Origin of the sequence: Lacrimispora sp. (genome assembly GCF_046972725.1) — a bacterium.
Lineage (GTDB): Bacteria > Bacillota > Clostridia > Lachnospirales > Lachnospiraceae > Lacrimispora.
Genome location: NZ_JBKVXF010000001.1, coordinates 494,726 through 520,450, shown reverse-complemented (window position 1 = coordinate 520,450; position 25,725 = coordinate 494,726). Strand labels below are relative to the sequence as shown.

General features: G+C 36.9%; 36 protein-coding genes and 2 tRNA genes. All 38 read left to right on the top strand.

Going from position 1 to position 25,725, the window contains the following annotated elements:
* Positions 1–72 precede the first annotated feature (72 nt).
* The 38 genes from ACLTWA_RS02660 (at position 73) to ACLTWA_RS02475 (ending at position 25,712) form a co-directional block, all read left to right on the top strand.
* Positions 73–687: a hypothetical protein gene (locus ACLTWA_RS02660; RefSeq protein ID WP_412325995.1), complete on the top strand. Its 615-nt coding sequence runs from the start codon at positions 73–75 to the stop codon at positions 685–687.
* 123 nt (positions 688–810) lie between these two features.
* Entirely contained in the window at positions 811–1,605 is a 795-nt protein-coding gene (locus ACLTWA_RS02655) for a DNA adenine methylase (RefSeq protein ID WP_412325994.1), read from the top strand.
* Between the two features lie 28 nt (positions 1,606–1,633).
* Positions 1,634–1,756, top strand: a complete 123-nt coding sequence (locus tag ACLTWA_RS02650; protein WP_412325993.1) for a hypothetical protein — start codon at positions 1,634–1,636, stop codon at positions 1,754–1,756.
* Positions 1,757–1,776: 20 nt separating this feature from the next.
* The gene (locus tag ACLTWA_RS02645; protein ID WP_412325992.1) at positions 1,777–1,932 is read left to right on the top strand and encodes a hypothetical protein; all 156 of its coding nucleotides are present in this window, start codon (positions 1,777–1,779) and stop codon (positions 1,930–1,932) included.
* The gene (locus tag ACLTWA_RS02640; protein ID WP_412325991.1) at positions 1,919–2,329 is read left to right on the top strand and encodes a hypothetical protein; all 411 of its coding nucleotides are present in this window, start codon (positions 1,919–1,921) and stop codon (positions 2,327–2,329) included. The genes ACLTWA_RS02645 and ACLTWA_RS02640 overlap by 14 nt, the downstream gene beginning before the upstream one ends.
* Positions 2,330–2,383: 54 nt before the next feature.
* On the top strand, positions 2,384–3,772 hold the full coding sequence (locus ACLTWA_RS02635) for a DNA cytosine methyltransferase (protein ID WP_412325990.1): 1,389 nt from the start codon (positions 2,384–2,386) through the stop codon (positions 3,770–3,772).
* A 254-nt stretch (positions 3,773–4,026) separates the two neighbouring features.
* On the top strand, positions 4,027–5,178 hold the full coding sequence (locus tag ACLTWA_RS02630) for a hypothetical protein (RefSeq protein WP_412325989.1): 1,152 nt from the start codon (positions 4,027–4,029) through the stop codon (positions 5,176–5,178).
* A 2-nt stretch (positions 5,179–5,180) separates the two neighbouring features.
* Positions 5,181–5,468 carry a hypothetical protein gene (locus ACLTWA_RS02625; protein WP_412325988.1) on the top strand — a complete coding sequence of 96 codons (288 nt, stop codon included), beginning with the start codon at positions 5,181–5,183 and terminating at the stop codon, positions 5,466–5,468.
* A gap of 9 nt (positions 5,469–5,477) precedes the next feature.
* Positions 5,478–5,915: a hypothetical protein gene (locus ACLTWA_RS02620; RefSeq protein WP_412325987.1), complete on the top strand. Its 438-nt coding sequence runs from the start codon at positions 5,478–5,480 to the stop codon at positions 5,913–5,915.
* Between the two features lie 98 nt (positions 5,916–6,013).
* Positions 6,014–6,223: a hypothetical protein gene (locus ACLTWA_RS02615; protein ID WP_412325986.1), complete on the top strand. Its 210-nt coding sequence runs from the start codon at positions 6,014–6,016 to the stop codon at positions 6,221–6,223.
* A gap of 194 nt (positions 6,224–6,417) precedes the next feature.
* A complete protein-coding gene (locus ACLTWA_RS02610; RefSeq protein ID WP_412325985.1) occupies positions 6,418–6,660 on the top strand; it encodes a hypothetical protein in 243 nt (80 codons plus the stop codon).
* A 521-nt stretch (positions 6,661–7,181) separates the two neighbouring features.
* Positions 7,182–7,724 carry a hypothetical protein gene (locus ACLTWA_RS02605; protein WP_412325984.1) on the top strand — a complete coding sequence of 181 codons (543 nt, stop codon included), beginning with the start codon at positions 7,182–7,184 and terminating at the stop codon, positions 7,722–7,724.
* A 238-nt stretch (positions 7,725–7,962) separates the two neighbouring features.
* The gene (locus ACLTWA_RS02600) at positions 7,963–9,000 is read left to right on the top strand and encodes a tyrosine-type recombinase/integrase (RefSeq protein ID WP_412325983.1); all 1,038 of its coding nucleotides are present in this window, start codon (positions 7,963–7,965) and stop codon (positions 8,998–9,000) included.
* Positions 8,997–9,359 (top strand): hypothetical protein, encoded by a 363-nt coding sequence (locus tag ACLTWA_RS02595; RefSeq protein ID WP_412325982.1) that lies wholly within the window; start codon positions 8,997–8,999, stop codon positions 9,357–9,359. Before ACLTWA_RS02600 ends, ACLTWA_RS02595 begins: the two co-directional genes overlap by 4 nt.
* An 88-nt stretch (positions 9,360–9,447) precedes the next feature.
* Complete coding sequence (locus ACLTWA_RS02590) at positions 9,448–10,482, top strand: DNA cytosine methyltransferase (protein WP_412325981.1); 1,035 nt, start codon at positions 9,448–9,450, stop codon at positions 10,480–10,482.
* A 59-nt stretch (positions 10,483–10,541) separates the two neighbouring features.
* The gene (locus ACLTWA_RS02585; protein ID WP_412325980.1) at positions 10,542–11,294 is read left to right on the top strand and encodes a DNA adenine methylase; all 753 of its coding nucleotides are present in this window, start codon (positions 10,542–10,544) and stop codon (positions 11,292–11,294) included.
* Between the two features lie 118 nt (positions 11,295–11,412).
* Positions 11,413–12,051, top strand: coding sequence for a hypothetical protein (locus ACLTWA_RS02580; RefSeq protein ID WP_412325979.1), 639 nt, complete (start codon positions 11,413–11,415; stop codon positions 12,049–12,051).
* On the top strand, positions 12,035–12,751 hold the full coding sequence (locus tag ACLTWA_RS02575) for a PIN domain-containing protein (RefSeq protein ID WP_412325978.1): 717 nt from the start codon (positions 12,035–12,037) through the stop codon (positions 12,749–12,751). Before ACLTWA_RS02580 ends, ACLTWA_RS02575 begins: the two co-directional genes overlap by 17 nt.
* Positions 12,752–13,886: 1,135 nt before the next feature.
* Positions 13,887–14,531 (top strand): hypothetical protein, encoded by a 645-nt coding sequence (locus tag ACLTWA_RS02570; protein ID WP_412325977.1) that lies wholly within the window; start codon positions 13,887–13,889, stop codon positions 14,529–14,531.
* Positions 14,532–14,885: 354 nt separating this feature from the next.
* Positions 14,886–16,070: a hypothetical protein gene (locus ACLTWA_RS02565; RefSeq protein WP_412325976.1), complete on the top strand. Its 1,185-nt coding sequence runs from the start codon at positions 14,886–14,888 to the stop codon at positions 16,068–16,070.
* A 7-nt stretch (positions 16,071–16,077) separates the two neighbouring features.
* Positions 16,078–16,215 (top strand): plasmid mobilization protein, encoded by a 138-nt coding sequence (locus tag ACLTWA_RS02560; protein WP_412325975.1) that lies wholly within the window; start codon positions 16,078–16,080, stop codon positions 16,213–16,215.
* Between the two features lie 57 nt (positions 16,216–16,272).
* Positions 16,273–16,719, top strand: coding sequence for a hypothetical protein (locus ACLTWA_RS02555; protein ID WP_412325974.1), 447 nt, complete (start codon positions 16,273–16,275; stop codon positions 16,717–16,719).
* Positions 16,720–16,744: 25 nt separating this feature from the next.
* Positions 16,745–17,245, top strand: a complete 501-nt coding sequence (locus ACLTWA_RS02550) for a hypothetical protein (protein ID WP_412325973.1) — start codon at positions 16,745–16,747, stop codon at positions 17,243–17,245.
* A gap of 84 nt (positions 17,246–17,329) precedes the next feature.
* Positions 17,330–17,893: a DNA-directed RNA polymerase subunit alpha C-terminal domain-containing protein gene (locus ACLTWA_RS02545; protein WP_412325972.1), complete on the top strand. Its 564-nt coding sequence runs from the start codon at positions 17,330–17,332 to the stop codon at positions 17,891–17,893.
* Positions 17,890–18,282 (top strand): hypothetical protein, encoded by a 393-nt coding sequence (locus ACLTWA_RS02540; protein ID WP_412325971.1) that lies wholly within the window; start codon positions 17,890–17,892, stop codon positions 18,280–18,282. Before ACLTWA_RS02545 ends, ACLTWA_RS02540 begins: the two co-directional genes overlap by 4 nt.
* A 12-nt stretch (positions 18,283–18,294) precedes the next feature.
* Positions 18,295–18,459: a hypothetical protein gene (locus ACLTWA_RS02535; protein WP_412325970.1), complete on the top strand. Its 165-nt coding sequence runs from the start codon at positions 18,295–18,297 to the stop codon at positions 18,457–18,459.
* A gap of 5 nt (positions 18,460–18,464) precedes the next feature.
* Positions 18,465–18,746 carry a hypothetical protein gene (locus ACLTWA_RS02530; protein ID WP_412325969.1) on the top strand — a complete coding sequence of 94 codons (282 nt, stop codon included), beginning with the start codon at positions 18,465–18,467 and terminating at the stop codon, positions 18,744–18,746.
* A gap of 14 nt (positions 18,747–18,760) precedes the next feature.
* Positions 18,761–19,303 (top strand): LemA family protein, encoded by a 543-nt coding sequence (locus tag ACLTWA_RS02525; protein WP_412325968.1) that lies wholly within the window; start codon positions 18,761–18,763, stop codon positions 19,301–19,303.
* A 2-nt stretch (positions 19,304–19,305) separates the two neighbouring features.
* Complete coding sequence (locus ACLTWA_RS02520) at positions 19,306–20,049, top strand: hypothetical protein (RefSeq protein ID WP_412325967.1); 744 nt, start codon at positions 19,306–19,308, stop codon at positions 20,047–20,049.
* 2 nt (positions 20,050–20,051) lie between these two features.
* Positions 20,052–20,294 carry a hypothetical protein gene (locus ACLTWA_RS02515; protein WP_412325966.1) on the top strand — a complete coding sequence of 81 codons (243 nt, stop codon included), beginning with the start codon at positions 20,052–20,054 and terminating at the stop codon, positions 20,292–20,294.
* 283 nt (positions 20,295–20,577) lie between these two features.
* Positions 20,578–20,650, top strand: a tRNA-Ile gene (locus tag ACLTWA_RS02510).
* 178 nt (positions 20,651–20,828) lie between these two features.
* Positions 20,829–20,900 (top strand) — tRNA-Gln (locus ACLTWA_RS02505).
* A 68-nt stretch (positions 20,901–20,968) separates the two neighbouring features.
* Positions 20,969–21,676 (top strand): hypothetical protein, encoded by a 708-nt coding sequence (locus ACLTWA_RS02500; protein ID WP_412325965.1) that lies wholly within the window; start codon positions 20,969–20,971, stop codon positions 21,674–21,676.
* Positions 21,677–21,917: 241 nt separating this feature from the next.
* Positions 21,918–22,229: a hypothetical protein gene (locus ACLTWA_RS02495; protein WP_412325964.1), complete on the top strand. Its 312-nt coding sequence runs from the start codon at positions 21,918–21,920 to the stop codon at positions 22,227–22,229.
* Between the two features lie 2 nt (positions 22,230–22,231).
* Positions 22,232–22,696 carry a hypothetical protein gene (locus ACLTWA_RS02490; RefSeq protein WP_412325963.1) on the top strand — a complete coding sequence of 155 codons (465 nt, stop codon included), beginning with the start codon at positions 22,232–22,234 and terminating at the stop codon, positions 22,694–22,696.
* A gap of 48 nt (positions 22,697–22,744) precedes the next feature.
* Positions 22,745–23,161, top strand: a complete 417-nt coding sequence (locus ACLTWA_RS02485; protein WP_412325962.1) for a hypothetical protein — start codon at positions 22,745–22,747, stop codon at positions 23,159–23,161.
* 72 nt (positions 23,162–23,233) lie between these two features.
* Positions 23,234–24,949, top strand: a complete 1,716-nt coding sequence (locus ACLTWA_RS02480; RefSeq protein WP_412325961.1) for a hypothetical protein — start codon at positions 23,234–23,236, stop codon at positions 24,947–24,949.
* 13 nt (positions 24,950–24,962) lie between these two features.
* Positions 24,963–25,712 carry a hypothetical protein gene (locus ACLTWA_RS02475; protein ID WP_412325960.1) on the top strand — a complete coding sequence of 250 codons (750 nt, stop codon included), beginning with the start codon at positions 24,963–24,965 and terminating at the stop codon, positions 25,710–25,712.
* The last annotated feature ends 13 nt before the right edge of the window (positions 25,713–25,725 follow it).

Below are 25,725 nucleotides of genomic sequence, written 5' to 3'. Positions count from 1 at the left end.
AGAGAAAAAGTACATTGACAATCGAATATGATAGTTGGATAATTATGGAATAAAAAGGAGGAGGTAACATATATGATTATATTTCATAAGCCATTAATAGTTCCAAAAGGGTTCTTTAAAAAGCGAAAAGTGGATGGGGTAAATGCTGACGGGTGCGAAATTTTAGTCTCTAGGATTGTAAATAATATGAAAGGAGGACAGGAAATTATAAGGGGAAACGCATTAAAAAAAGAACCTGACTATTTAATTAATGGAGAATGGGTTGAAGTAACATATGCTGAAAGGAAAGCTCAAAAAACCATGGTTGAAGAAGGTATATTTACAGAGGAAAGAGATTTGAACGATATACTTAAATCTCTGGCCAAAGCAGTAGACATAAAAGCCAATAAAACATATTCAGTGGATGAATATTCGGTTGCGATTTTGAGTTTGGATTATTGCCCTTCAATGTATAAAGATGTTGGAAATGAATTGCTAGATGCAATGGCATCCCGCTACGTTAATGATTTCTACAAACAATTAACAAGTAGATATATTGATAGCGGTAAACTAAAGAATATTTACTTTATTTTCATTGATGATGATTATAAATTTGCTTTTGTAGATATTAACGATTTAATAAAAAATGATAACAGCATCATGTGTATAGAGTACGAAGACAAAACAGGGATTCCGTATCTGGAATAGAATAAAAAACCAACTATCATATTCAGTAGTTGGTTTTTTTATTGCGAAAAAATGAAAGGAGGCTGGAGCGGTGGCCACCGTAACAGGATATCCTGGCTCCTTTCAAAAAGAATGAAAGCAGTTATGAAATATCCAGGAAGTAAATGGAGTATTGCCGACTGGATTATAAGTTTTTTCCCAGAGCATCACAGCTACCTGGAAGCGTTTTTCGGCAGCGGAGCAGTTCTATTCAATAAGCCCAGGTCAAACATTGAAACTGTAAACGATTTGGACGGGAATGTGGTAAACCTTTTTAAATGGATTCGTAAGGACCCAGAAAGACTGGCCAGAGAAATATATTTAACTCCTTATGCCAGGCAGATTTATGATGATGCCTTTAGAACGGTACCAGAGGACAGCTTTCAGAAAGCAGTCAATTTTTACATAAGGCTGAATATGGGTCATGGCTTCCGAACCAATGGCGAAAAGGTAGGCTGGAAGAATGATGTACAGGGGCGTGAAAAGGCTTACGCCGCATCGGATTGGTGTAATCTTCCTGACAAGATAATGAAAGCAGCGGAGCGTATAAGGGGAGTACAGATTGAAAATCGTCCGGCCGTGGAACTGATAGAACGATTTAATAATCCCAAAGTCTTGATCTATGCTGATCCTCCTTATGTACTGAGTACAAGGCATGGAAAGCAGTACCGCCACGAAATGGACGATAAGCAGCAGAATGACTTGATAGACGTGTTACTGGCTCACAAAGGCCCGGTGCTATTAAGTGGATATGATAGTGATTTATATAATGACCGTTTATCGGGCTGGTACCGGGAAGAAACAACGTGTTATTCGCAGGTCAGCAGCAAGAAAAGGGAAATATTGTGGATGAATTTTGAACCTGCAGGGCAGACAAATATATATGATTTTATCAGCTAAACAAAGATTTAAGAAAGGAGATTGACCTTTGAAAAATTGGGTTAAATGGGTAAGCGTAGGTGTGGCGGTATTAGTTGGAATCTGTTTTACAAGAAATCCAGTGTGCTTATGGGCATTCTTCATTCCGTTTTTCAGTGATATAGTTTCTTGATTAGGAACGGAGGCAAAGTCTTGAAATATAATTTACATATGCTTTTACGAAAGATTGTAATGAGGTGGACCGGGAAGCGTTACGGCTCCTGCAAGCATTACGATGGAAGATTTGGTGATAATACCTGCTTTGCCTGTGAGCGGAGCATAAAGGCGGTGGGATATGAACGAAAGTGAAATTCAGAAATATCGGTCTGCATATACGGACGCTTGGACGCTTATGAAAAATTACCAGATGGTCAAGCCGGAGCATGTAGCGCAGATGTTAAAAAAACATAATAATCCTGTCATGCGAAGATTGTTTTGCTTAGTTGTTTTGCAGGAGGTAAAGAGAATTAAAGCCGGCGGTACTCCACTTCAGGACAAGCAATATGAAGAGTGCCTTGTTAAAACGTGGAAACTGTTTAAGCAGTACAACGAGCCAAATGATACAGATGAATACTGGGACGGTCTTGTCGGCACGATTGGGACTATCTCCAAAGAATATGGTAATTGTAGTTTTGCAACAAATCTCCTGATTCACGTAATCTTGGAAGAACTTGAACAGATCTGGAGAGCAGGAAAACAAAAATAATGAAAGGAGCCAGCCTCCGGCCGGGGCAAGGGTATACCGGGCTTCTTTAGAAAAATGAGAGATGTAATTATAGACTACTTCTGTGGCGGCGGGGGCGTAAGTGTAGGCGGTACAATGGCATGGGGCAGATGCTTTGATTATGCAATTAATCATAATGCCGCTGCAATAGCAATGCACAAATACAATCATCCATACACACACCATTTCACGGAAGATATCATGAGAGTCAAAATTGACAAGTTCCTTACCTGGGGACAGAAAGTCAGCTTTGTATGGGCGAGTCCTGACTGTACTTCACATTCAAACGCAAAAGGATCCAAACCGATTGAGAGGGGCTTACGGATTCTTCCAATGGGAGTATGGAAACAGTGTAAGCTGATTTTAAAAGCAACGGGAAAAGTTCCGGAAGTGATCATGATGGAGAACGTTAAGGAAATTCAGAAATGGGGGCCATTGGATAAAAACAATAAGCCGATCAAAGCTAAAGAAGGAGAGTATTACAATAAATTCATTCGCCTTATGAAAGAGTTTGGTTATGAGTTTGAATGCCGGGTCTTAGTTGCTGCGGATTATGGAGCTCATACAACCAGAGAGCGTTGGTACGGACAGTTTAGATCTGATGGAAGACCTATTGTCTGGCCAGAACAGACTCATTCAAAGAATGGCACAAATGGAATGAAACCTTGGGAGCCCATTAGTCAGGATATTGATTTCACCGATTTAGGCAGCTCCATTTTTACCAGGAAGCGACCATTGAAAGATAAAACGCTTAGCCGCATAGCGGCAGGTATTAAAAAGTTTGTAGTAGATGATCCGAACCGGTTTATTCTTCCGGACAAACTGGCAGCCCCATTCCTTATACAGTATCATTCCGAAACAGCAAAAGGCGAAGTACGAGGGCAGAGTTTGAAAGAACCTATACAGACGATTGATACGTCGAACCGTTATGCGCTTGTGACTTGCTTTCTGTCAAAGTTTTATAAAACAGGAACCGGTCAGAGTGTTAATGAACCAATACATACAATCGCTACCTCTCCCGGACACTTTGCTATGGTATCAGCTTTCCTGATCAAGTATTACGGTCATGGAATCGGTCAAAGTCTGAATGAGCCAATAGGTACCATTGTTACAAAGGACCGGTTCGGACTTGTCCTTGTGGCCATAGACGGAGTGACATATCAGATCGTAGATATCTGGTTCCGAATGTTAAAGCCTGAAGAATTGAAACTGGGACAGGGCTTTCCAAAAGATTATGTTATTGAGTTTAAGATGCCAAACGGAAAGCTTTATCCCAAAACTCTACAAGTTGAGAAAATTGGAAATAGTGTTGTCCCTTTGATGGCCGAGAAACTTTGTTATACTGCCTGCCCGTATCTGAAAATCGGAGAGCGAATGCCGAACATGAGGATTGATGATAGCAAGGCGCAGCTTAGATTTGCTTGAAAAAAGGGAGGAAGCCGGTAAGATCGGGGGAATTCTACCGGCTGTTATGAAAAAAGTCTTATATTAAAAGGTTGTTTGCCTCTTTACAAGTATTATATACCGAGGAATTGTGACGGGAATTTGATGGATCTGTGAAGAGATTGTGAAAGAAATATTGTACATTGGAAACTTAATATTGATAGTTGGTATAAATTATTGTATTCTATATAATAAGAGTAATTTTTTTGATTCTATAGAATAAGATGGTATGAAAGATGGAAAATATTGAACTCTTATTTTTAAAAAATAGTAACACTGGTTCCAAGATAAAGATCAAAAATGCTGTTGTACAATTACATATAAAAGAGGAATCTAATATTTTTAGTGGTGAGACCATTAACAAAATAATAAATTTTGTTAATACATTACGCAAGCAATATAAAGGTATTAAAATCCCAATTGAGATATACTTAGGTAAAATAGAGTTTATAGATAAACTTACGTATGTCTTGTTTGAGTGTATATGTTATGATTTAATTAGGCGAGGGCATTATGTGCAGCTATATGCGGACGTAATAAAATCCATAGAAACAAAAGGGATTGTATCCTCACCTCTATTACTTTTAAATATGACTACAACAAAAAGTGTACAAAAGTTTATTCCTAAATTCTTTAATGATACCTTTGGATACCATTTTCGTAGAGTAATAAAAGGTTGTAGTATTGAAAATACTAATTATCTGGGTAAGCTTTATGAAGAAATTGACATTTTTTTAAAACCATTTGGAATTAATAATGATTGTAGAGATGAAGTTGGAAAGGTTATAATAGAACTTGTTGGTAATGCTTGTGAACATGCAAAAACAGATTGCTTAATTGATATTGATGTGACCAGTGATTATGAAAAGAAGATAAGAGGTGTTAGTGACGGCTATACATATTACGGCATAAATATAGCTGTAGTTAATTTTTCAAATATTTTACTAGGTGATGACATTAATAACAATATTTTAAATAATTCTGATAATATTGTTGATGAAAGATATAAAGAAGTCCTTCGTGCATTTGATAATCATAAGAAGATGTTCAGTGATGAATATAAAAAAGAAGATTTTTGTAACATAACAACTTTTCAACATAAGATTTCCGGAAGAGAAAAATTTTCCCGAACAGGTGGAACAGGACTTACTCAATTAATTAAGTCATTAGGGAAACGATCAGATACTTATAGGTGTTATGTTATTTCAGGGAATCAGTCAATATCTTTTTATTCGGAGCTTTTAGAATATAATTCTAATAATTGGGTAGGATTTAACTCTGAAAAGGATTATATTAAATGTATACCTAGTAAGGAAGTTATATCAGAAAGTTTAATTTACATGCCTGGCACAGCATATAATTTGAATTTCGTTTTGAGAGGTGAATGATAATGGAAAATAAAATTTATTTAAAATTTGATAAATCAGCGACAAGATTAGCTGGTAATCCGTATGGACGAGAAGTCTTTAGAGAACAAGCGAAAGACTTTATTGATTACAACTCTAAAAATCATATAATAATCCCAGATAATATACAACGTATAGCATCATCTTTTACACAAGGATTTTTTGCAGAAATAATTGATAGAATTGGGTATGAAGGGATTGAAGAAAAAATAGTTATTGAGACATCAAATGAAGAGCTTAAGAAAGATATCTACGAAGATCTAATGTCATAGGAGAACGTTATGGAAAAAATTTCTTTTGGAGTATCAATAGCTGCGATAATAATATCTATAATATCCCCAATATTTGAATATAATTGGAATAAAATGCTAAACAAAACGAATTTAGAGGCAGAATATTTTAATAAATTGTATAATCAATTTTTAATGCAAGATTTTCCTGAGGCAAGATGTTTTCTACATTATAGTGATAATAATTTTGGTGGAATAAATCAGTTAATAGAAGTGCTTAGGGATATTAGAAAAAAATCTATTTTTTTTAAGTATCATAACAAAACATTTTATGAAGAAATGCTTAAGCTGATACAAAAAATAGAAGATGATTTAATACTTAATGAAGGGGAGATGAATTCTGATACATATGTAGTGTTTTATACGCGATTAGAAAAAGAAATTGGAGATATGTATGAGTGCATTACAAATAGATATTTAGGCAAATAATATAAGTCAAAGAAATAACATTTTTAAATTATAAACCAACTATCAATATTCGGTAGTTGGTTTTTTGTTGCAAAAAATGAAAGGAGGTCGAACAGGCTATGTGGAAAATAAGGATCGTTTACAGTGATAAAAGCAAGTGTACATTAACTGGAAAGCACCAGGATATTCCTATAGAACTGGCTAAACATTATTACAACCAGTACGCGGCAGGGAAGCAGGTCAAGGCTACATATCAACAGTATCCGAAAAAGGATCATGAGGAAATGGATTTGTTTAGAAAGATTGAGGAAATGGAATCCAGTGAGTAATAGCTGAAAGTGTTGGGGGGCCGGCAAGGTTTCCCCTGCCGGTATGAGTATGAAAAAGCTATACCTAAGCCACAGGCAATATAATTCCCTGAAGCCTAAGATATACAACTGCATTATAGCAGAAAATCATTATAAATATTTTGGAAAAATTTTCCAGTTATAGTATAGCAAGCAAAATGAAAGGAGCTTTTTAAATGGCAGATCAAAATGAAATGGAAAAGATCGTAACTCCTATGATGGAGCATTTATGTGATCATCTGTGCCGGTTCCTCTGGGAGACGGAACGCAAGGAGGATCTGGAGGATATATGTGCCGAGTGCAAGATGGATAAGTATGTCTGCGATATCTTGAATACATACAACCGGCAGACTGAATGCCAAGAGGTAAGAGTTGACTGGAAGGATCACCTGATGGAACGGTTTAGGAGGTGCGAATGAAAATCACAAAACAAGATGGCAGTGTTGTTATGGGCTACAGCATTGAAATGCAAGGGTGCGCGATCTTACTGTACTTCCGATAATAAGCCAGGTGAACGTATAGAATGCGGTAAGTATGGAGACATGCTGCGAACAACGGAAGTATTTTCAGAAATGACTATCATTGGTTGGAACTTTAAAGATCCAGAATATGTTATGCCGCAAAATTAGGATTTCCCGGAGTACCGGGAGAAAAGGAGCAGAGTATGGAGCAAAGATGTAAACACCCAGAGTGTTTTGAACCAGAAAAGAATAATGCTTACCCCTTATGCGTTGGTAGGGATAAAATTGAATGTGAAGAATGCCAGTTACGTGCCGATTGGGAACCAGATGACCCATATGGAGTTGAGCATCGATATTTAAAATTAAAATCAGCACGATAAACTGAGATTTAAAAGTAATATTGTTCTTTGATAATTGAATATTGATAGTTGGTAGTAAGTAGGTTAATATATAAGTATTAAGATATCTTGGAGGGCAGTATGGATTTATTACATATAAGCAAGTCATTGGATAAGATAGGAAGTGGTCTGGAAAAGTATAACTATATCATGGATAGGCTTTATAAAACGAACACTTTTGAGGACAAAGAATTTCAAAGGAAATTTAATGCTTTTTATCGAATTAGGCAGAGAAGTCCAGAGTTCTATAACTGTTACTATGGACTGCTTGAAGATTCTAAGGCTAAAAAAGTGTCTTTTGAAGAAGTAATCAGATACATACATGAGAGACTTGGAAGAATTGAACCTTCATTCAGCAGCAAGTTGGTCGCAACCATTGATCCAGAGAAGCCCGTATGGGATTCCTTTGTATTAAAAAATCTTGGATTGAAATCACCGTATTATTCAGACAAGGACAGATTAAATAAGAATATTTTACTATATGATAGGATCTGCGATTGGTATGAAAATTATTTACAGACAGATGAAGCAAAAAAGGCAATTGAACTTTTTAATAAGAGGTATCCAGATATATCAATAACTAATGTAAAGAAAATAGATTTGATCTTATGGCAAACAAGGTAAAAACTACCAACTATCAGTATAGAGCTGGTAGTTTTTTATTATCACAAACTAAGGGAAAAGCCGGGGCATAGACCCCGGTAAAAAAATAGTTATAAAAGAACATACATTCGAATCAGCAACAATAAACAAGCGGCAGAGTCCCCGACCAAAGTTCTTCTACCGCTTCACGCTTAAGGATATTATAAGTCAAATTGTCTCCTTAAGCAACTGAAATTTATGGAAAAGGAGATTACATATTATGAATGGACAAACTGTAAAAGCACAGGTTATCAACAATATTATTGTTGCCATGGCTGACCATGTGGCAAAAGAAGTTTTGGATATTCTTTATCAGGTAATTGTGAAGGAATTTGTTAATGTCAATATGGAAGAGATAACAACCCTTCCGGCAGAGTACCAGAATGATACGGATCAGAAGAATAAATACATAATTCAGCTCTTCCTTGTTAAGAAGAAAATCAAGGATAATACAAAGGAAGCGTATCTTAGTGCTGTTAAGCGTCTGATTACTCTGATTGATAAGCCTCTGGATAAAATTGAGGAATCCGATATCAGCTATTATTTATCCTGGTATGAAAAGAGAAATTTGAACGTCGGCGGCAAGAAGAATCAGGCTGTGACCGTTAATAATGAAAGACGGTTCCTGTCAGCGTTCTTCACTTGGATGCGGAAAGAAAAATTAATCGGTGACAACCCAGTAGAAGCAACGGATCCGTTAAAGGCTATCAGAAAACCAATTGATTACTTCAAGCCAGAGGAGATGGCTAAGATGAGGGACGCATGTAAGAACCTCAGGGAACGGGCCTTAATCGAAGTGTTGCGGAGCACCGGGGCCAGAGTGGGAGAACTGGTGGAAATCACCTTGGATCAGATAGATTGGAACACTGGGGATATTATGATCCAGGGAGAAAAGAATGATAGGTATGAGCCTATATTCTTAGATGATGAAGCACGATATTATTACAGGCAGTATCTTGATTCCAGGAATGATGATAGCTCGTTTATGTTTCCTCAATGTAAAGCACCCCATGAGCAAATGTCAACTTCAGGGATCCGTAGTATTTTAAAAACTATTGGCAACCGGGCAAAATTAAAGTGCCGGGTATATCCTCATAAACTCCGCAAAACGCTAGGCATGAACCTTAAAAATAAGGGAGTAGATCTCGGCACCATTCAGGAAATTTTGAGACATTCCACTCCGTCAGTAACCGCTATATATTATGCTCAATCAACACCTAATACATTGAGAAGCGTAAGAGAGAGGTGTTCAGCATGATAGATAATAAGACAAAAAATCAGTTAAAGAATTTGGTTGTGATCAATGCGGCCATTGCTGAAGCTGGGGAAGAAATTCAGATGATACAAAAGGAAATGAATATCCATGGCCAAGATAAAAAATATGTTTCTGTCCTGAATGATTTAAAAGAAAAGATTATTTATTACCGATATCAAAAGGTAAAGATTTGCTTAGAACTGTATGATAAAATTGAGGCTCTGGAAGACGAACAGGTAAAACGTCTTCTTAAGTACCGATATATATGGGGATGTAAGTGGGAAACTATTGCAAATAAAATGGGGTATAGTGACAGGCAAATTTATAACATTCATGACAAGGCACTTAAAAGTATTAATTAAATATTGCATAGAAGTGCAGTTCTTGCCTATGTTATGCTCAACTATGATATCAGAATAAAAGGAGCGAAGCGTCCGGAGTAAAACTGCAGTGGCTTTTTTTGAAATGAGTCTTACGTTTTTGGATTTTTTTGCAGGCATTGGTGGATATCGTAGAGGAATGGAATTAGCAGGTCATAACTGTGTTGGTTTCTGTGAGTGGGATAAATTTGCGGTTATGAGTTATACATCAATGCACTTAATTACAAAAGAACAAGAGCGGTACCTTCTTCAGCTTTCAAAAAGCGAGAGACAAAAAGAGATTTTAAAGGAGAAATATAGAAATGGTGAATGGTACGCAAATGACATCAGAACTGTTTCAGCCAGAGAGTTGCCGAGAGCAGACATATGGTGTTTTGGATTCCCCTGCCAAGACATATCTGTTGCCGGTAAAAGAATCGGATTCGCTGGGAAACGTTCAAGTCTGTTTTTTACAGTTACAGGACTTATTAGAGACCTCAAAGAAGAGGAGAAACCCTCAATCTTATTTATTGAGAACGTTAAAAACCTACTTAGTGTTAATAGAGGATTTGATTTTGCCAAACTTCTCGTTGAGCTGGATGAAATCGGCTATGATGCAGAATGGCAAGTTCTCAACACTAAAGATTTCGGAATCCCTCAAAGCAGAGAAAGAGTGTTTATTATTGGATTTCTTAGAGGAAGAAGTAGAAGAAAAGTATTACCTATCACAGGAACAAATCGCAAAGATAATCTTTCATCAAAAATCAGAGATTTTAGAAAAGGCTTTTTAATTCGAGAAGCCAGTAAGGAAGGTTATGCGATAGCAGAAGTAGGAGATAGCATTAAATTAGACTATCCAAACAGTACAACTATGCGTGGTAGGGTTGGAAAAGGGCGGATTCATACTCTGACAACTTCATGTAATCAAGCAGTTGTATGTGCAAAGGATAATGTCCCAAGGATTAGAAGACTTACCCCGAGAGAATGTTTCCGCCTACAAGGTTGGAGGGATTGTTATTTTGATAAAGCTGCGATGGTAAATAGTGATAATCAACTTTATAAGCAGGCTGGAAATGGTGTGACAGTAAAAGTAATACAGAAAATAGCTACTCAGTTTCATAATTAATAATTTTCCTGAAAAATTGTTCTATTGAGAATTTCCAAGATAATAGGGGGTTTTTGTATATGAATAGTTTTATTAGCTGGATTGGTGGAAAGAAATTATTAAGAAAGCAGATTCTTGAGCAGTTTCCAGATCCGGATTCATATGGACGTTACATTGAGGTGTTCGGAGGAGCCGGATGGGTTTTGTTTTCAAAAGATAAACATGCTTCATTGGAAGTGTTTAACGATGCTAACGGGGAATTAATCAATTTATACCGGGTGGTTAAATATCACCCGGAGCCGCTACAGAAAGAATTAGAATGGCTTCTTATGTCCCGAGAACAGTTCTTTGATGAGCTAAGCCGGAATACCAGAGGAATGACCGATATACAGCGGGCAGCTCGGTTCTTCTGCCTGATCAAAGAGAGTTTTGGAACAGACTGCAGGTCATTCGGTGTAAGCTCCAGAGATATACATAAGGCAGTGGATTACTTAAAGGAAGTTTCTTGTCGGCTCAATAAAGTTGTAATTGAGAACCAGGACTTTGAAAGGTTGATAAAAACATATGACAGGCCTGACGCACTGTTTTACCTGGACCCTCCTTACTACGATGCAGAGAAATACTACCCGGATCGGTTTACCCCAGAGGATCATGAAAGGTTGCGAAAGTTTTTGGGTAATTTGAAGGGACGATTTGTTTTATCTTATAACGACTGCCAGCAGATACGGGAATTATACAAAGGATATCCGTTCATTGAAGTTGACAGAATGGATAATTTGGCAAATAAGGACAGGTGCAGAAGGTACAAGGAGTTGATTATGAGGAATTACTAATTATTTATTTACTTTTTTGCTTAATATTATGGAAATATAAGTTAAGATAAGATATAATAAAATGACAGTTCGAAAACATTTATAACAAATAGTTAATGATGTATTTAAAGGAGGTTATATGAAAACATTTAAAGAGTTTTATTTAAGAGGAAATGGTGTTAACTTAAAGGAATTTGAATTGAATATCGCCAGTTTTGTTAGCGGTGATTGGAAGTTAAAATCAAATAATCCATCTGATGATGACTTTATTGTTTTTTCTTATATAGGTCAAGAAGTTGAAAGGGCAAATGTATATTTATATCTAAAAGATTGTGATGGAGTAGGTTATAAAATATCAAACATTGTTCCGAGTGAAAAGAGTAAACTTGATTTTGATGAATACAATGCAATCTTAGATAAGTGCGTTCAGGATTGTATTCTTCCATGTGCAGAAAAATATAATCTAGAAAGTGAAATAACCAGTGAAAATGTCAGTTTAGAAAACTATATGTCCGAGGAAAGCAAGAAAAAGCTACACGCTTTCTCTGTTATGGCAAATAAATCTACTGGATCATCTCATCCAGATGATCAAAGAAGATGGCATGATTTTATTTGTCAAACAGTAATATCTGGGGATAAAAATGTAACTTCTATTTTAAGAAGATGGTTAGTTGAAGAGGGATGGGATGATGAAAATGCTACTGAATTAACAATTGAATATGAGCAAGGCTTGGCATTGCTGGAACATTATAGGAATAGATATGAACAGAAAATTTAGTTTTCAACATCTTGTTAAAGAACTAATTAAAAAAAATAAAAAAGTTTTAGTTCTAGATACTTGTTGTATTCTAGATGTCATTCGAGCAATTCAACGAAATAAATTATCTACAATAGAATCTGCAATAAATATAATTAATCTTTATAAAAAAGAGCAAAATGATTTTATAATAGTTTTACCATCTTTAATTCTTGAAGAGTGGTCCGATAATTTCGAAAGTGTATATATGGAATCAAAAAAGTATATAGAAAAGTGTGATGAGAATTATAAGTTGATTTGTCAAGCAATTCAATTGATTTTTGAGAAACAAATTAATGAGGTTTGTTTTGTTAGCTATAAAGTCGATGATTTCTTGAAAAATATTTCTGAAAAATTATTGGATATTGGTCTTATTGTAGATGATAAAGATATAAATGAATGTGCATCTAATGCCGGTTTTAGAGTTAGAAAAGGTATAGCACCAGCAAAAAAAGGTAAAGATTCTTATAAAGATTGTATGATCTTTGAAGAAACTCTTTATTTGGGAAAATTATTAAGAGATAATGGGTTTGAAAATAAGATTGTTTTTGCATCTTCAAACACCAAAGAATATTGTCTAGATAGAAAACTAATTGAAACAATAAGAATAGATTTAGAAAAGTATAATATAAAAATAGCTTTTTCATTGGAACATGGGTTAAAGGAGTCCAACACTCAATAAATCCATATTAAAGAGATTTATAATTAAATTACTGTCGAGACCTTAAAGTTTTTTAAATTCCAATAATTCTTGTTGCGATAAATGTGAACTATTTAAAGTTAGCCTGCAACATCTGCTGCAAGTCTGAACTTTTCCGGCAACCGATTGGGGCAGCCATGCCGGTGGCCGTTATAATACAAATAGCATAAACAAATTTCCTTGTCAAGGGTTGATTTGAAATTTGTTTTGTGCTAATCTGAAAAAGCCGAGGGGGCTCTATAAGAAATACTCAAGGGTATATCTTCCTGACGTTGACAATTTATCATGACGAATTTATCAGGCAGGCCAAGGAGCAGAAAATGTTTTGAAGCCTGCTTTTTGTATGCAAAAATCCGTATATTTTAGCCCAATATATTATAAATATATATAGACATATGGGATTATTTATTATATACTCTTAGGCTTTCTGTATCCCCTGAGGTAAGTATAATACTATATAGGGTATATAATAAAAATAAATATCCAGATATTGACAGATAAATAAATATCTGCTAAAGTGTAGACATTGAAAACTAAAAGAAGGCAGTATATAGCCACGTTAATATATACAATTTCGGAGGATAGGGATATATAGATTTTATATATTACTCCTTCACCCTGGTAGCTCTAGGAGCCGTGACCCGTCGCAGAACGTAACAATGCGATAGGTGGCGGCTTTTTTATTTGCCCGTAAAGCGATTTTTAGGAGGTAGACAAGAAAATGTCCATGGAAGATATTAAAAACGGCGCACGGCGCAAATTTGAACGTCAGAATGGCATTTAAAACCATAGGATATAGCACAAGTAGCACAGATTGTTAATAAATCCAACATTGAGGGGTTGAGCAAATGCAAGGAATGAGTAATAAATGCAGCCGGGAAAGTTGCCGATTTTGTGAAACTGGAAAATGCACGGATAAGGAACAACGGAATGAATGCCTCAAACTGTTAAATCAAATTATTCCCGATCCTGATGACCAGATAACATTTGCCATGGCAGATCAGGTTGTAAAAGATTAAATAAACCTGATGGAATATCAATGATATTTCCCCAGGTAATAAATATATAAAGCTTTTATATATACCTGTATAAGAGCCAGAAAGGAGTTATAAATATTATGCCTAAATCAGATGATTATACAGTTAATAGCTTTAATATAGAGCTCAATACAGATGATAAAAATACAGATGATAGAGACTATATAAATAATATTACAGCTACGATTATGGATATATCCAATGAGTTTATAAAGAGACATAGTAATATTAATCTTTGTACTTCTCAAGGATTATCTGAGTTATTAAAAGATATAGGACGTAAATACAAAGTTGGATTTAATACAGTTACAAAAGAGTATGATATCAAAGAACTTAATATATTATGGGATATTTATACTGTTATCTGTTGTACATGTAGAATTAAGCCTACGTTACTTAGATTTTCTATGATGGTAAATATCAATAAGGACACTATAAACAGCTGGTTAAAGGGGGAATATGACGGTCGGGTCGCCTCTGGACACTCCGTTTCGGCGCAAAAATGGAAAGCAGAATGCGAATCAACTTTGTATGACGAGGTGATTCAAACCGGGAATATCGGTTGTATGTTTGCCCTAAAAGCCAACTACGGATACCGGGACAATGTCCAAATTATAGCCTATGATGATAAGGCCGGGAAACCGGAATACAGCCGGGCTGAAATTGAGGAAAGGGCGAAAGCGGTGGACCTGCTGCCGGGATCGGCTGATGAATTACCGGATTAACACATCAAATATTCTGACAATATCTGCTTTTACCCACACAAAAGATAAAATTCAATACCACATATACAACATGCACAGTAATCATGATTGATTTTATGCAGAATTCAAGGTAAAGACTGCGTTAAACGGTTATTTAACGAATAGTTGAAATTGCAAGAGTAGAGTAATGACCTTGTTTTGTGAAATATGCTGTAAAAGCAATGATTATTTTGTACAATATTTTGTTTCTCCCTGTCCTTGCAGTAAAAGGCTGAAAGGATAGGGCGAGGGGGTCTAGGGGTAAGAAGTTCAGGGGCCAGTTACCTATCTGAGCAACCGGAAACAATTTATTCTGTACCACAAAAGGAGTTATCAATGAATAGTAAGTTGGATTTAATTAGTCATGGAATTGACCTTTTCACTGCTGACAGTATGTTGACTGATTATAAAGCTCGAATTGGAACCATGAATGGGGTTTATGAAATAATGGATATAAATTACGATTTTGCAGAAAGAGGGAAAGATGTCACGCTCAAATGTTCTCTTTGCGGAAAAGTAATTCATCGTATGATGATAAATGGTCGTAATAAATGGTCCGAATTGATTAAATCGTGTGAATGCCAAAAAGAAACTTCAAGGGTAGAATCTGAAAAAATTTTAAAAAATAAAAAAGCATTGATTCTTTCCGAGATTGGGAAAAGATATGGCGATTATGAGATCATTGAAGTTGAATTTGGTAATCCTGATAAATTGACCGTTAGGTGCTTAACTTGTGGCGGTGAAAAACAGGTTATGGCAAGCGTAATTGTTAATGGAACATGGAAAGGTTCAAAATGCCATAAGCATTATGTTCAGCCAGTAAAATATGATGAATCCTATATCGGACGAAAAAACAATTTTCTTACAGTTACTGGGTTAACGAGAAACAAGCGGAAAGAAAAGCGTTTTATTTGCAAGTGCGACTGCGGAAAAATAACACACGTCAATCCAAATAACTGGGAAACTGGAGTGGTAAAAAGTTGTGGTTGTATGGCTGTTGAGCTTATGCGAAATGCACTTAAAAAAGAAAATCCATTGTACAGTAGGCGTACATATCGTATATGGCAAGGAATGAAACAAAGGTGTTACAATCCACGGACAGATAACTACACGGATTATGGGGGCAGGGGAATTTGCATTTGTCCTCAGTGGTTAGATTCTTATGAGGAATTTGAAACGTGGGCATTGAGCCACGGATATTCAGATGAATTATCGATTGACCGGATAAATGTAAACGGCAATTATGAGCCATCAAATTGCAGATGGGCAACAGATAATGTACAGATGAAAAATCGTAGGCCTTACACTGAATGGGTTGGCCCTACAGGTAGAAAGAAAGTACTCTGGATTATAGATGGCGTTGAGAAGCCAGCAAGAGATTGGTGTTCTCAATTTGGTGTTTCCATGGAAACTGTGGCTTATCGTGTTAAGAACAAGGGAATGTCCATAGAAGAGGCTTTGACAGTTCCTAAAATGACGGACGGTAGACCGAGAAAGAGGTGTTTCAATGCGGACTGGTAGACCAACTATGGATAAGAAAGAATCAACAATTAAGCTCCGGATTAATGAAGATATGCGTACTTGGATTGAAAGACGAGCAGATAGAGAAAAGATTTCAATGTCGGAATATCTGCGTAAGCTGATTTTAAATGATATGCGCGATTGATGATTCTTAAAAATTTTTAAAAATATAAAAAGCCTTTTCTCCTGGGAGGATACATGAATGTTCAATCGAAAATTATTGTTTGCGAAACGGCATAGAGGAACTTTCCTGTTTGCCTTTGTAAATTTCAAAACTCAGGAATGTTACGAGTGGTTCTTTCAATTTTCGTTAAAGAATCCTTGGTGGCTTCCCAAATATGATCCATATTACCTGAATGAAAAATGGCCGTTAGCCGGTTGGTTGCTTTTCTATTTTGGCAGGCACACAAGGGGAGCAGTAATCCCATGCAAACAATGTGATATTGGTGAGGGTAAAAAGCCTGTTATTGATAAAGCCGGAAATCTCTATATGATTTATAATCTTCCTGATGAAGAACTGGCCAGAAAGTTCCGGCGAACGATTCTCCGGTATAACTGTGATGTTGGTATTGAGAAAGACGGCGACAACGTGACGGTAATTAATCGGGTCCGGTCTAGAAGATGGATTTCAATTTTCCTCAAAAAATAAAAAAGGTTTGGAAAGAAGTGATTAAATGCTTGACTTGGCAATAAACCATGAAGAAGAGTTACGGAAGAAATTCCGGAGTACTTGGTTTTCAGAAAAATACAAATTTTGGAGTTGCTCAAATTATCATGAAGATTATCAGGTTGCTGAAAGCTCGTGGAATAGTCATCAGTTTGCTTCCCTGGATTCTCTTGGTGATGTAATTGGATACATAGGCTATGAAATTGTTCGTGAAGATGACCGTGTTTGCGGTTTGAATATTATAAATTTTACGGATAACAAGGTCGCATTCGGAATTGATGTGGGGAATGCACTCCGGGATATCTTTGAAAAATTCCATTTTCGCAAATTGGATGTTACAGTTGTGATTGGGAATCCCATAGAAAGCACTTATGACCGAATGGTTGAAAAATACGGTGGTCGGATAGTTGGAATCCAGAAAAAGCAAGTGCGGCTTATTGACGGTCAACTTTATGACAAGAAATTGTATGAGATTCTTGCAGAGGATTATTTCAAAAAGAGAACCTGAGCCGGATTAAATGCGGTCAATCAGGTGGCGGCACCTGGGCGTAAAGCAGCCCGTAACTGAAATAATGAAATGGGGAGGCCCAAAATGGCAAAAGTTGAAATTAAAAGTGATAAATGTATCACCTCTGTTCTGTTGAACGGAACTGATATAAGCAAAACCTTATCTGGAGTAGATTTAAGGTTAGAGGCTGGCAGACTTCCAGAAATGATTTTACATAGTGCCCCAGTACCTGCCTTAAAATCCGTATTGAATGATGTATCTGTAAAGAGTTCTCCTGAATTGCTCCAGATAGCGGCAGAAATATTGCGAACTGAATTTATGCAGAAAGGTGACTGGTATACTGCACTGGTGGAATCCATTGCACAGTATTTGAGAACCATTCCAGCCAATAAAGGCTTATACAGCGTAGCGGAGGGACTTGCAGACCGTATTGTTGGAATTGGACCGGACCATGACAGTATTGACAATCTGGACTTTACAGTTAGGACATATAATTGTTTGAACCGTGCCGGTATTAAAACCGTAAGTCAGCTCCGTCAGACATCAGCAGAAGATTTGATGAAAATAAAAAATTTCACTCAACAGTCGTTAGATGAATTAGCAGAGAAACTGGAAAAGTATGAGCTTTTAGAAAGGGACTCCTCATGAACAAGAAAGAATTGGCAAGGCTTATTGATGGTAGGGAATATGGCTATGAGCCATTCCGGGCCGTTCAGCAGGCGGCGAAAGAAGCTGGTCTGGTAATAGTCAGCGGTGCTTCTGATGACGTAATAGAATTCATTGGAGCCATTTGTGATGAGGGCGGTTGCTTTGACGGTGGAAAGGTATTCTTCGACCGGAATGGCGTATCGCAAGACGGTTCTGAATGTGCAAACTGCATTGAAGCCATTTGGCGTGATAAAACGGCATTAGATGAAAATGGGAATGTCATTACCTGGACATATAAAACGGATATACCACATGAAACCTTCATGATTTATGAGGACGGGAAGCCGTATTGCCGGGGTATCGTATTTGATTTGGCAGATGTGAGATAGGGGGTAAGGGATATGGAAGTATTGAAATGGATTGTAACAGTCTGGAATGTATTCATGGTGATTTTCATTCTTTGGTTTTCCCGGGGTCTGATCTGGAAAAGAGATAAGGCAACAACAATAGGCTTTGGCATTATGACTGTTATGTATGTTCTGGCCTTGTTGCCGATGTGGAGGTAATAAACATGATTTGCTTTACAGAGCAGGAAAAGGATATAGGACGAGCTGCGTTGCTTGTGATTGAGTTCAATGAAGCAGTAAAAAGAGTATTTGAGTTTTTAAAAGATATGTTGATGCAGTTAGCAGATAGAATCTCCAAAAGCTTACAGGTAATTCACCGGGAATATAAGAATTTGCCTCCAAAAGAAAAATATAAGGCGGTACGCAGGCTGAATAAATGCGGATTCACTGAAAAAGAAATTAACTTGATGGTATGCGGAACATTCCACTGCCGGAACAATTGTTAGGGAGGATATGGGAAATGAGAAATTGGAAAGTTTTTGCAATCGGAGCAGTTGCAGTATTTGCCGTAATTCTGATGTGTGTGTTCGGAATCCAGGGCAGTCAAAACAAGGCAATTAATCTGGAAGAATCCATTCAGACGGCGCAGTCTGATATCAAGGTTCAGGAAAAGCGCCGGGTGGATTTAGTCTATAATTTGGCTGACACGATAAAGCAGTATGACAAGCATGAATCTGAAACGCTGACAGCCATTGTAGAGGGCCGGGGCAGCACCGGGGATATTGAGAATGTGACAACAGCAATTACAGCGGTATCTGAAGCTTATCCGGAATTAAAGAGCAATGAGAACTATAAGCAGCTCATGACCGAACTTGCCACAACAGAAAACCTGATGGCACAGTACCGGGAGAATTACAATCGTCAGGTAGGTACATATAATCGTTATGTTAAGGGATTCCCGGCCAGAGTATATCTTGATTGGTGTGGATATGAACGGCAAGACTATCAGCGATTGGATTATAATGCTCCGGTAGATGCTCCGCAGTCGCTCTTCGGAGAATAATTATGAAAAAGTCATGGGATTTTGGGGATTTTGAAATCACATTGAGAGAAATCATAGCGAGCGTTGCTATTGTTGCTGTTATGCTCCTGATTGGATTTGTAATAGCTGAAAAGATAGAAGCTCACCAGATGGATAAGAATGCTGAATATAACAAAGCAGTACATATAACTGATTCAGCCATGTTCCGATATGGCATGGAGACAAGTCTTGGTAATGCCTTTGTTTACGGAAATTTGGAAGCAGTCGACCCAGTAACGTATCCTGAACTTGGTGGAGCATATATGTATGTCGAAAAGGTTAAAGAGAGATATACAAGGCATACCAGAACAGTTCATCATTCGAATGGGAAAACTTCATGGACAACAACTGAAACATACTGGACATGGGATAAGATCGGATCAGAAAATATACATTCGAATAATATACGGTTTCTAGGTATTGAATTCTCCTATGGGAAAGTAGCTGTACCGAAAGCAGATTACATACAAACAATAAAAGAATCAAGCAAGATTCGTTATAAATATTATGGCTGTCTGAAAGAATACACAGGAACTATATATACCTTTCTGAAAGATGGAACCATAAAAGACAATTCAGAATTCTTTCAAAACAAGGATATTAGAGGAGCATTGAAGCAAAAGACTTCTGGAATTGGATTATGGATGTTCTTGATATTCTGGATTATTTTAACCGGTGGTGCAGTATTTGTATTCTTTTACATGGATAACAGATGGTTGGAGGGATAACTATGAAAGTTTGGATTACAAAATATGCATTAACTTCTGGTATTAAGGAAATGGAAGTAGAGCAAAGTGAGGATTTCCCGGATATAGTGAAAGGAAAAACGTGGAATGACTCTTATCATGGCGATGGTCGGGAATGGCATAGAACTTATGAATCAGCCATTGCCAAAGCGGAAGAAATGCGCCTGAAAAGGATTGAATCCCTTAAAAAGCAGATTGCAAAATTGGAGAAAAAGAGGTTCTCATGATTTTCATATATTTCGGAATTGTCTTGTTATTCATTACAGAACGGGTGCGATTCATAAAGGAGCGGCCACGTCAGACTTCACAAGGCCATGCATTGTCCTATGAAGCTGACAGGTCGAGGCACCCGGTATAGATGGTGCCAAAAGCGGAAGATGTGTAACTGTAAACAATGTATGATATTTTGTATGCCAAACAACATCAAGTGCCTAGTAATGAAAATTATTCTTCCGTAGGCCAATGGCAACGTAACAATGACGGTAAGTTGCTGAAAGAACCGTCAAAATTGTACCTTTAGCGCAGCGGTCAGCGCAGCCGGCTCATAACCGGTCGGTCTTGGGTTCGAATCCCAGAAGGTACATTGGTGGCTGAAAGTTTAGTGTGAACAAAATAAGCTAAAGACCTCATGTGAGAAAACACATGGGAGCTCATGAATATGGGCGAGTGGTATTTGGAAAATCCTTATTTCTGTTCTTAGTAGCCAGTAAGTGAACGTGCTTCATGTAAGTGGTTTGCATGGATATGGTTCTACCCCACAATGGGCTATTGCCAAACGGTAAGGCACAGGATTTTGATTCCTGCATTTCCCGGTTCGAATCCGGGTAGCCCAGTTTGCACATTGGAAATTGAATATTGATGGTTGGTGTGATATACTTTACTTATACTAAGGGGGAAGATGATGAAAAGAATGAAAGATTGGGTTGTTAAAAATACAATTGTATTAATTATTTTGATTATCTTGATGTTTTTATTTTTAATTAATATGGATTCGGCTTCTAATATGACAAAGACTAATAGTTTTATTAATGATATTACAGGATTAGTTGCCAAACTTGGAGGTTTTACCGCTGTGGTGGGATTGATATGTAAGTTTTCGGTTGACTATTTCATGGAAAAGAAAACTTATCAGTATAAACAGGAAATAGAGAAATTAAAACATGAATTATCATCAGAAATAGAAAAATCCAAATCTCTTAATGAACAGGTTTCTCATAAAAATAAATTGCTTTTTGATGAAGAAGTTGATATATACAAGAAAATTTCTCCGTTTGTAAATGATGTTAAGGAATCTATATTGTCATATATAGTGAATGCTAAAACTCAAGTTATGGATGCAGAGACTTTAGAAATGATAGAGTATTATGCTAAAATAAATTTAGACAAGCTTCGCGAGGTATGGAATCTATATACATTTTTTATGGAGGAAGATATACATGCATCGCTTGAAACATATTTGACAGAATGTTTTGCCGCTTTAGATAGGGCGAAAAAAAAAGATTTACATAATTATGAAATGAATAAAGAAATGAAAAAGGTAGTTGAACAATATAATGTTCTAAAAACAGTTATTAGAACGCACTTGAAAGATAAAGCAGAGCTAAAATAAGTTGTTTGCCAACCATTAATATTTGATGGTTGGTTTTTTATTGCAAAAACGAGGTGGATTATGGACGGATTCCAGCTATGCTTACATAATTTCTGCTCTTATTGCCCGGATTTTGAGCCGGAGGTTGAAAAAGAAGATTGTACCTTGCTGGGGGATTCCTCACCAAAGATTATGAATATTATCCGGTGTCAAAACGAGGGCAGATGTATCAATATTGTGGAGAATTTGAAAGGTGGTTTATATGGACGATAAAGAAACCCGTAAGGCAGTTCAATTTGAGCATTATAAAAGAATGTTTGGTTCATGTGATAAAGAGCCGTTAGTAGAAGTGTTTGCAGCCTTGCTTGTGAAGTTAAATGATAGTGGTGTAATGTTTGAGTTTCCTAATATTCAGACTGAGGATTCTTACGTGTCAATATATGATGACGATACAGGGCTTTTGAAACAAAGATTAAAAATTCCTAAGCCTAGCATGGTTTTATGGGAAGAAATAAAACTGAATTTTTTACAGCATGATGTAGAGGTATTGCAAAAACTTAAAGGGAAGGTGTGAACATGGAAAAGAGTAGTCCGGTTGTAATATACCGTTGCCGCCGGTGTGGAAAAGTATTTCAGGAGAAAAGGACTTTAAATAGAGGAATGCAGGTAAATGATGTTGACGTACCTGTTGGGCCAGTTTATTTGTACCATCTTTGTAATGATGGCATATATGGCCTTGGCGATTTAATCGGCGGATATGAGGTGAAAATGAATAGAGAGTATACATCTAAAGAGAGTGTGGAATTCGGAAAATGTATAATAGCAGGTTTAACTAGTGGCTTTGAAAAAGTAATGAATCCCCCAGAAGATGGATTTGACGGGCAGGCAAATATTGAGATTGACAGTAATGGAATAAAATGGGTATACTGTCCTTGGTGCCATAAAAAGCACTTCCCAATAAATAAAAGAGCAAAGATTCAAGGACTGCGGTATCAATGCCGAAATAGTAATTGTAAGAGAATATTTATAGTTAATATTTAAATAAATTACATATTATGTTTTGAAAAAAATACAAGGAGGAGAAGTAGCATGGAGTATGGATTCGATATTATAAATGGGAATAAGGTTCAACAGATGATAATTAATGGGGATCATGAATTACTTAATAAACATGAAGGTACAATACATGTGGAAAGTGGTACTTTAAAAATAGCTGGAGAAGTAAGTGGTACTTTAGATGTACAAATGAATACTAAAGTCATTATATTGGGGAAACAACGAGGAACTGTATCAATAGCTGAAAATGGGAACGTTGAGGTTTTTGGTAAATTATATGGAACTGTAAGTGTAAGTCAAGGTGGAACTTTAATTATTCATAGAGGAGCGAAAGTATTTGGAACTTTATCTAATAATGGAGAAGTGGTAGTTAGAGGAGAATTAAATGGAGTTCAAACAGGAATAGGAAGTGTACACATTGAAGATAATGGGTATATTCGTACGCAATAAAAAAGAATTATAGAGCCGAGAGCCAGAGAGCCGAGAGCCGTTGTAATTTTAGCGGAAGGAGGCTCTTTTTCTATGGATTTTCAAGAACACCGGGAAATAATCAAAAAATTAAAGCGGCAGATTGAAACGCCGCCGTCTTACGACATTCTAAACATTCTGTTATCAGAACTCCAATATACAATGCAAGATAATCCGGATTTGCCCGTTGAGGACCGGGATTTCATCATGACCTATTCCGGGTTTATCAAGAAGTGGGCGGTTACAAGATTTGTTCAAAGTATGGATACCCGATGGGATGATTTGTACTGGAAGACTTTGCTCTTTGAAGCTCCATTCCTGTTTGAATCGTTTTTAATTTACATGGAAAAAGACCGGAAGCCAGATAAGCGCTTCTATCTACCACGAAGGAAGACTTTAAAAGTGGTGGCTGATGATCTTCAGGATTTGGAAGACAACAAACTTGACTTCTATGGTCTATCCATGCCAAGTCGTGTAGGAAAAAGCACGATTTGTATTTTCTTCATGGCATGGATTATTGGAAAGCGTCCGAATAGCCATAATGCCATGGGCGGTCACTCTGGGAAGCTGGCAAAAGGTTTTTATGGTGAAGCCTTGAATCTCATAAATACAAAAGAATATTCGTTTGCAGAAATATTCCCGGATTCCAAGCTGCAGAAGTCAAGTGCAGAGGATTTGGAAATAAATTTGGGTGAACCAGATAGATTCGCAAGTCTTACGTGTCGTGGTATTGATGGTACATGGACCGGAGCCGTTGATATATCGGCAGACGGATACCTTTACGTAGATGATCTTATTCGTGACCGTGAGCACTCATTAAACCCAATTCGTATGGAGAATACGTATCAGGAATACTTAAACAAGATGGTTGACCGTAAGAATGATGGGGCCAGGGAACTAATGGTGGGGACTAGGTGGTCCATTTTAGATTGTTTGGGAAGAATCGAAAAAGAAAATACTCATAATTCAAGATACAGGTTTAGAAAAATACCAGCATTAAATGAAGATGATGAATCAAATTTTCAGTACGAAATTAAGGGATTTTCAACTAAATATTATCGTGATATGAAAGAACGGCTTGATAAGAATGAGTGGGAAGCAAAATACCAACAGAGGCCTTTTGTTCGTGAGGGGTTATTATTTCCAGAAGATGAACTTCGTTTCTTTTATGGGATTCTCCCGGAAAGCGGTTTTGTTCGTGTAGTGACAGCCTGTGACGTGGCTTGGGGCGGTGGAGATAGTTTATCTATGCCAATTGGATTTGAATATGAAAATGGAGATATTTATATTGTGGATTGGGTATTTAATAGAGGAATTAAAGAAGCCACTATTCCGATTGTTGAAGGAAAAATTGTAGGAAATAAAATTCAGCAGATAAATTTTGAAGCCAACAATGGGGGTGAAATGTATGCGAAATATGTGAATGATGATTTGATTCGACAGGGTTATAAATGTTCTATTACATCGACCAAGGCTCCTTCTACGATGGCCAAGATGGCAAAAATCATTCAGTATTCGGGTGACATTAAGCGGAAATTTATTTTCTTAGCTCCTAATTCACTAATAAAAAAACATGCAGAGAATGATCTGTCTAATATAAAACGATATATGCGTACCAAGGAATATGATGAAGCCATGGAAGAACTTACGTTATTCGTTCAGATTGGCAAGAATGAGCACGATGACAGCCCGGATAGTTTAAGCCAGTTAGAAAGATTTATAGAGGGTGGTTTTACTGCAAAGGCAAGCCCTATGAAACGCCCATTTTAAGGAGGAAATCGAAGTGTCCCATTATTTGAAAAATCCAATAAAAGAAAATCGAAGACTTTGGAATATATATCATGGAATGAAAAAGAGATGCCTGAACCCCAATTGCGTTAGATATAAGGATTATGGTGGAAGAGGAATTAAAATATGCCATGATTGGCTTTTAAGCTTTGATAGTTTTGCTGATTGGGCAAAAGAAAACGGCTACGTAGAGGGCCTCACAATTGAAAGAAAGAACGTGGACGGAAATTATGAGCCTAAAAATTGTGAATGGATTACTTTGAAACAACAGGCAAGAAATAAAAGAGAAACGATAAAGGTGAAATATCAGGGCAAGGAGAAGCCTTTGATTGAATGGTGCGAAGATTTAGGTTTAGAATATGATACCATGCACGACAGGATAATTACCCGAGATTGGAATATAGAAAAGGCTTTTACGACACCTTCACAACGGGAAAACTCATTTCTAAGCATGTGTGATGCTCATGGAATGAATCCTGCAACAGTTCATGATAGAGTTCATAAGTTTGGCTGGTCATTAGAGAAAGCACTGTCCACGCCATGTTTGGGCAGAGGTGCAAATTCAAAATCATATAATCCGGAGCAGTTTGGATATGCAAAATGCATTGTTTGTGGATCAAAGTTTTTGCGTAATAGCGGTAAACAGATATATTGCGGAGAACGATGCAGGAACATAACAAAGCGTACCAGCTACAAAAGAACAGGTCTAATATATGACGGGAGAACAAGTAAGGCAATGAAATAAATCTATGGACTGG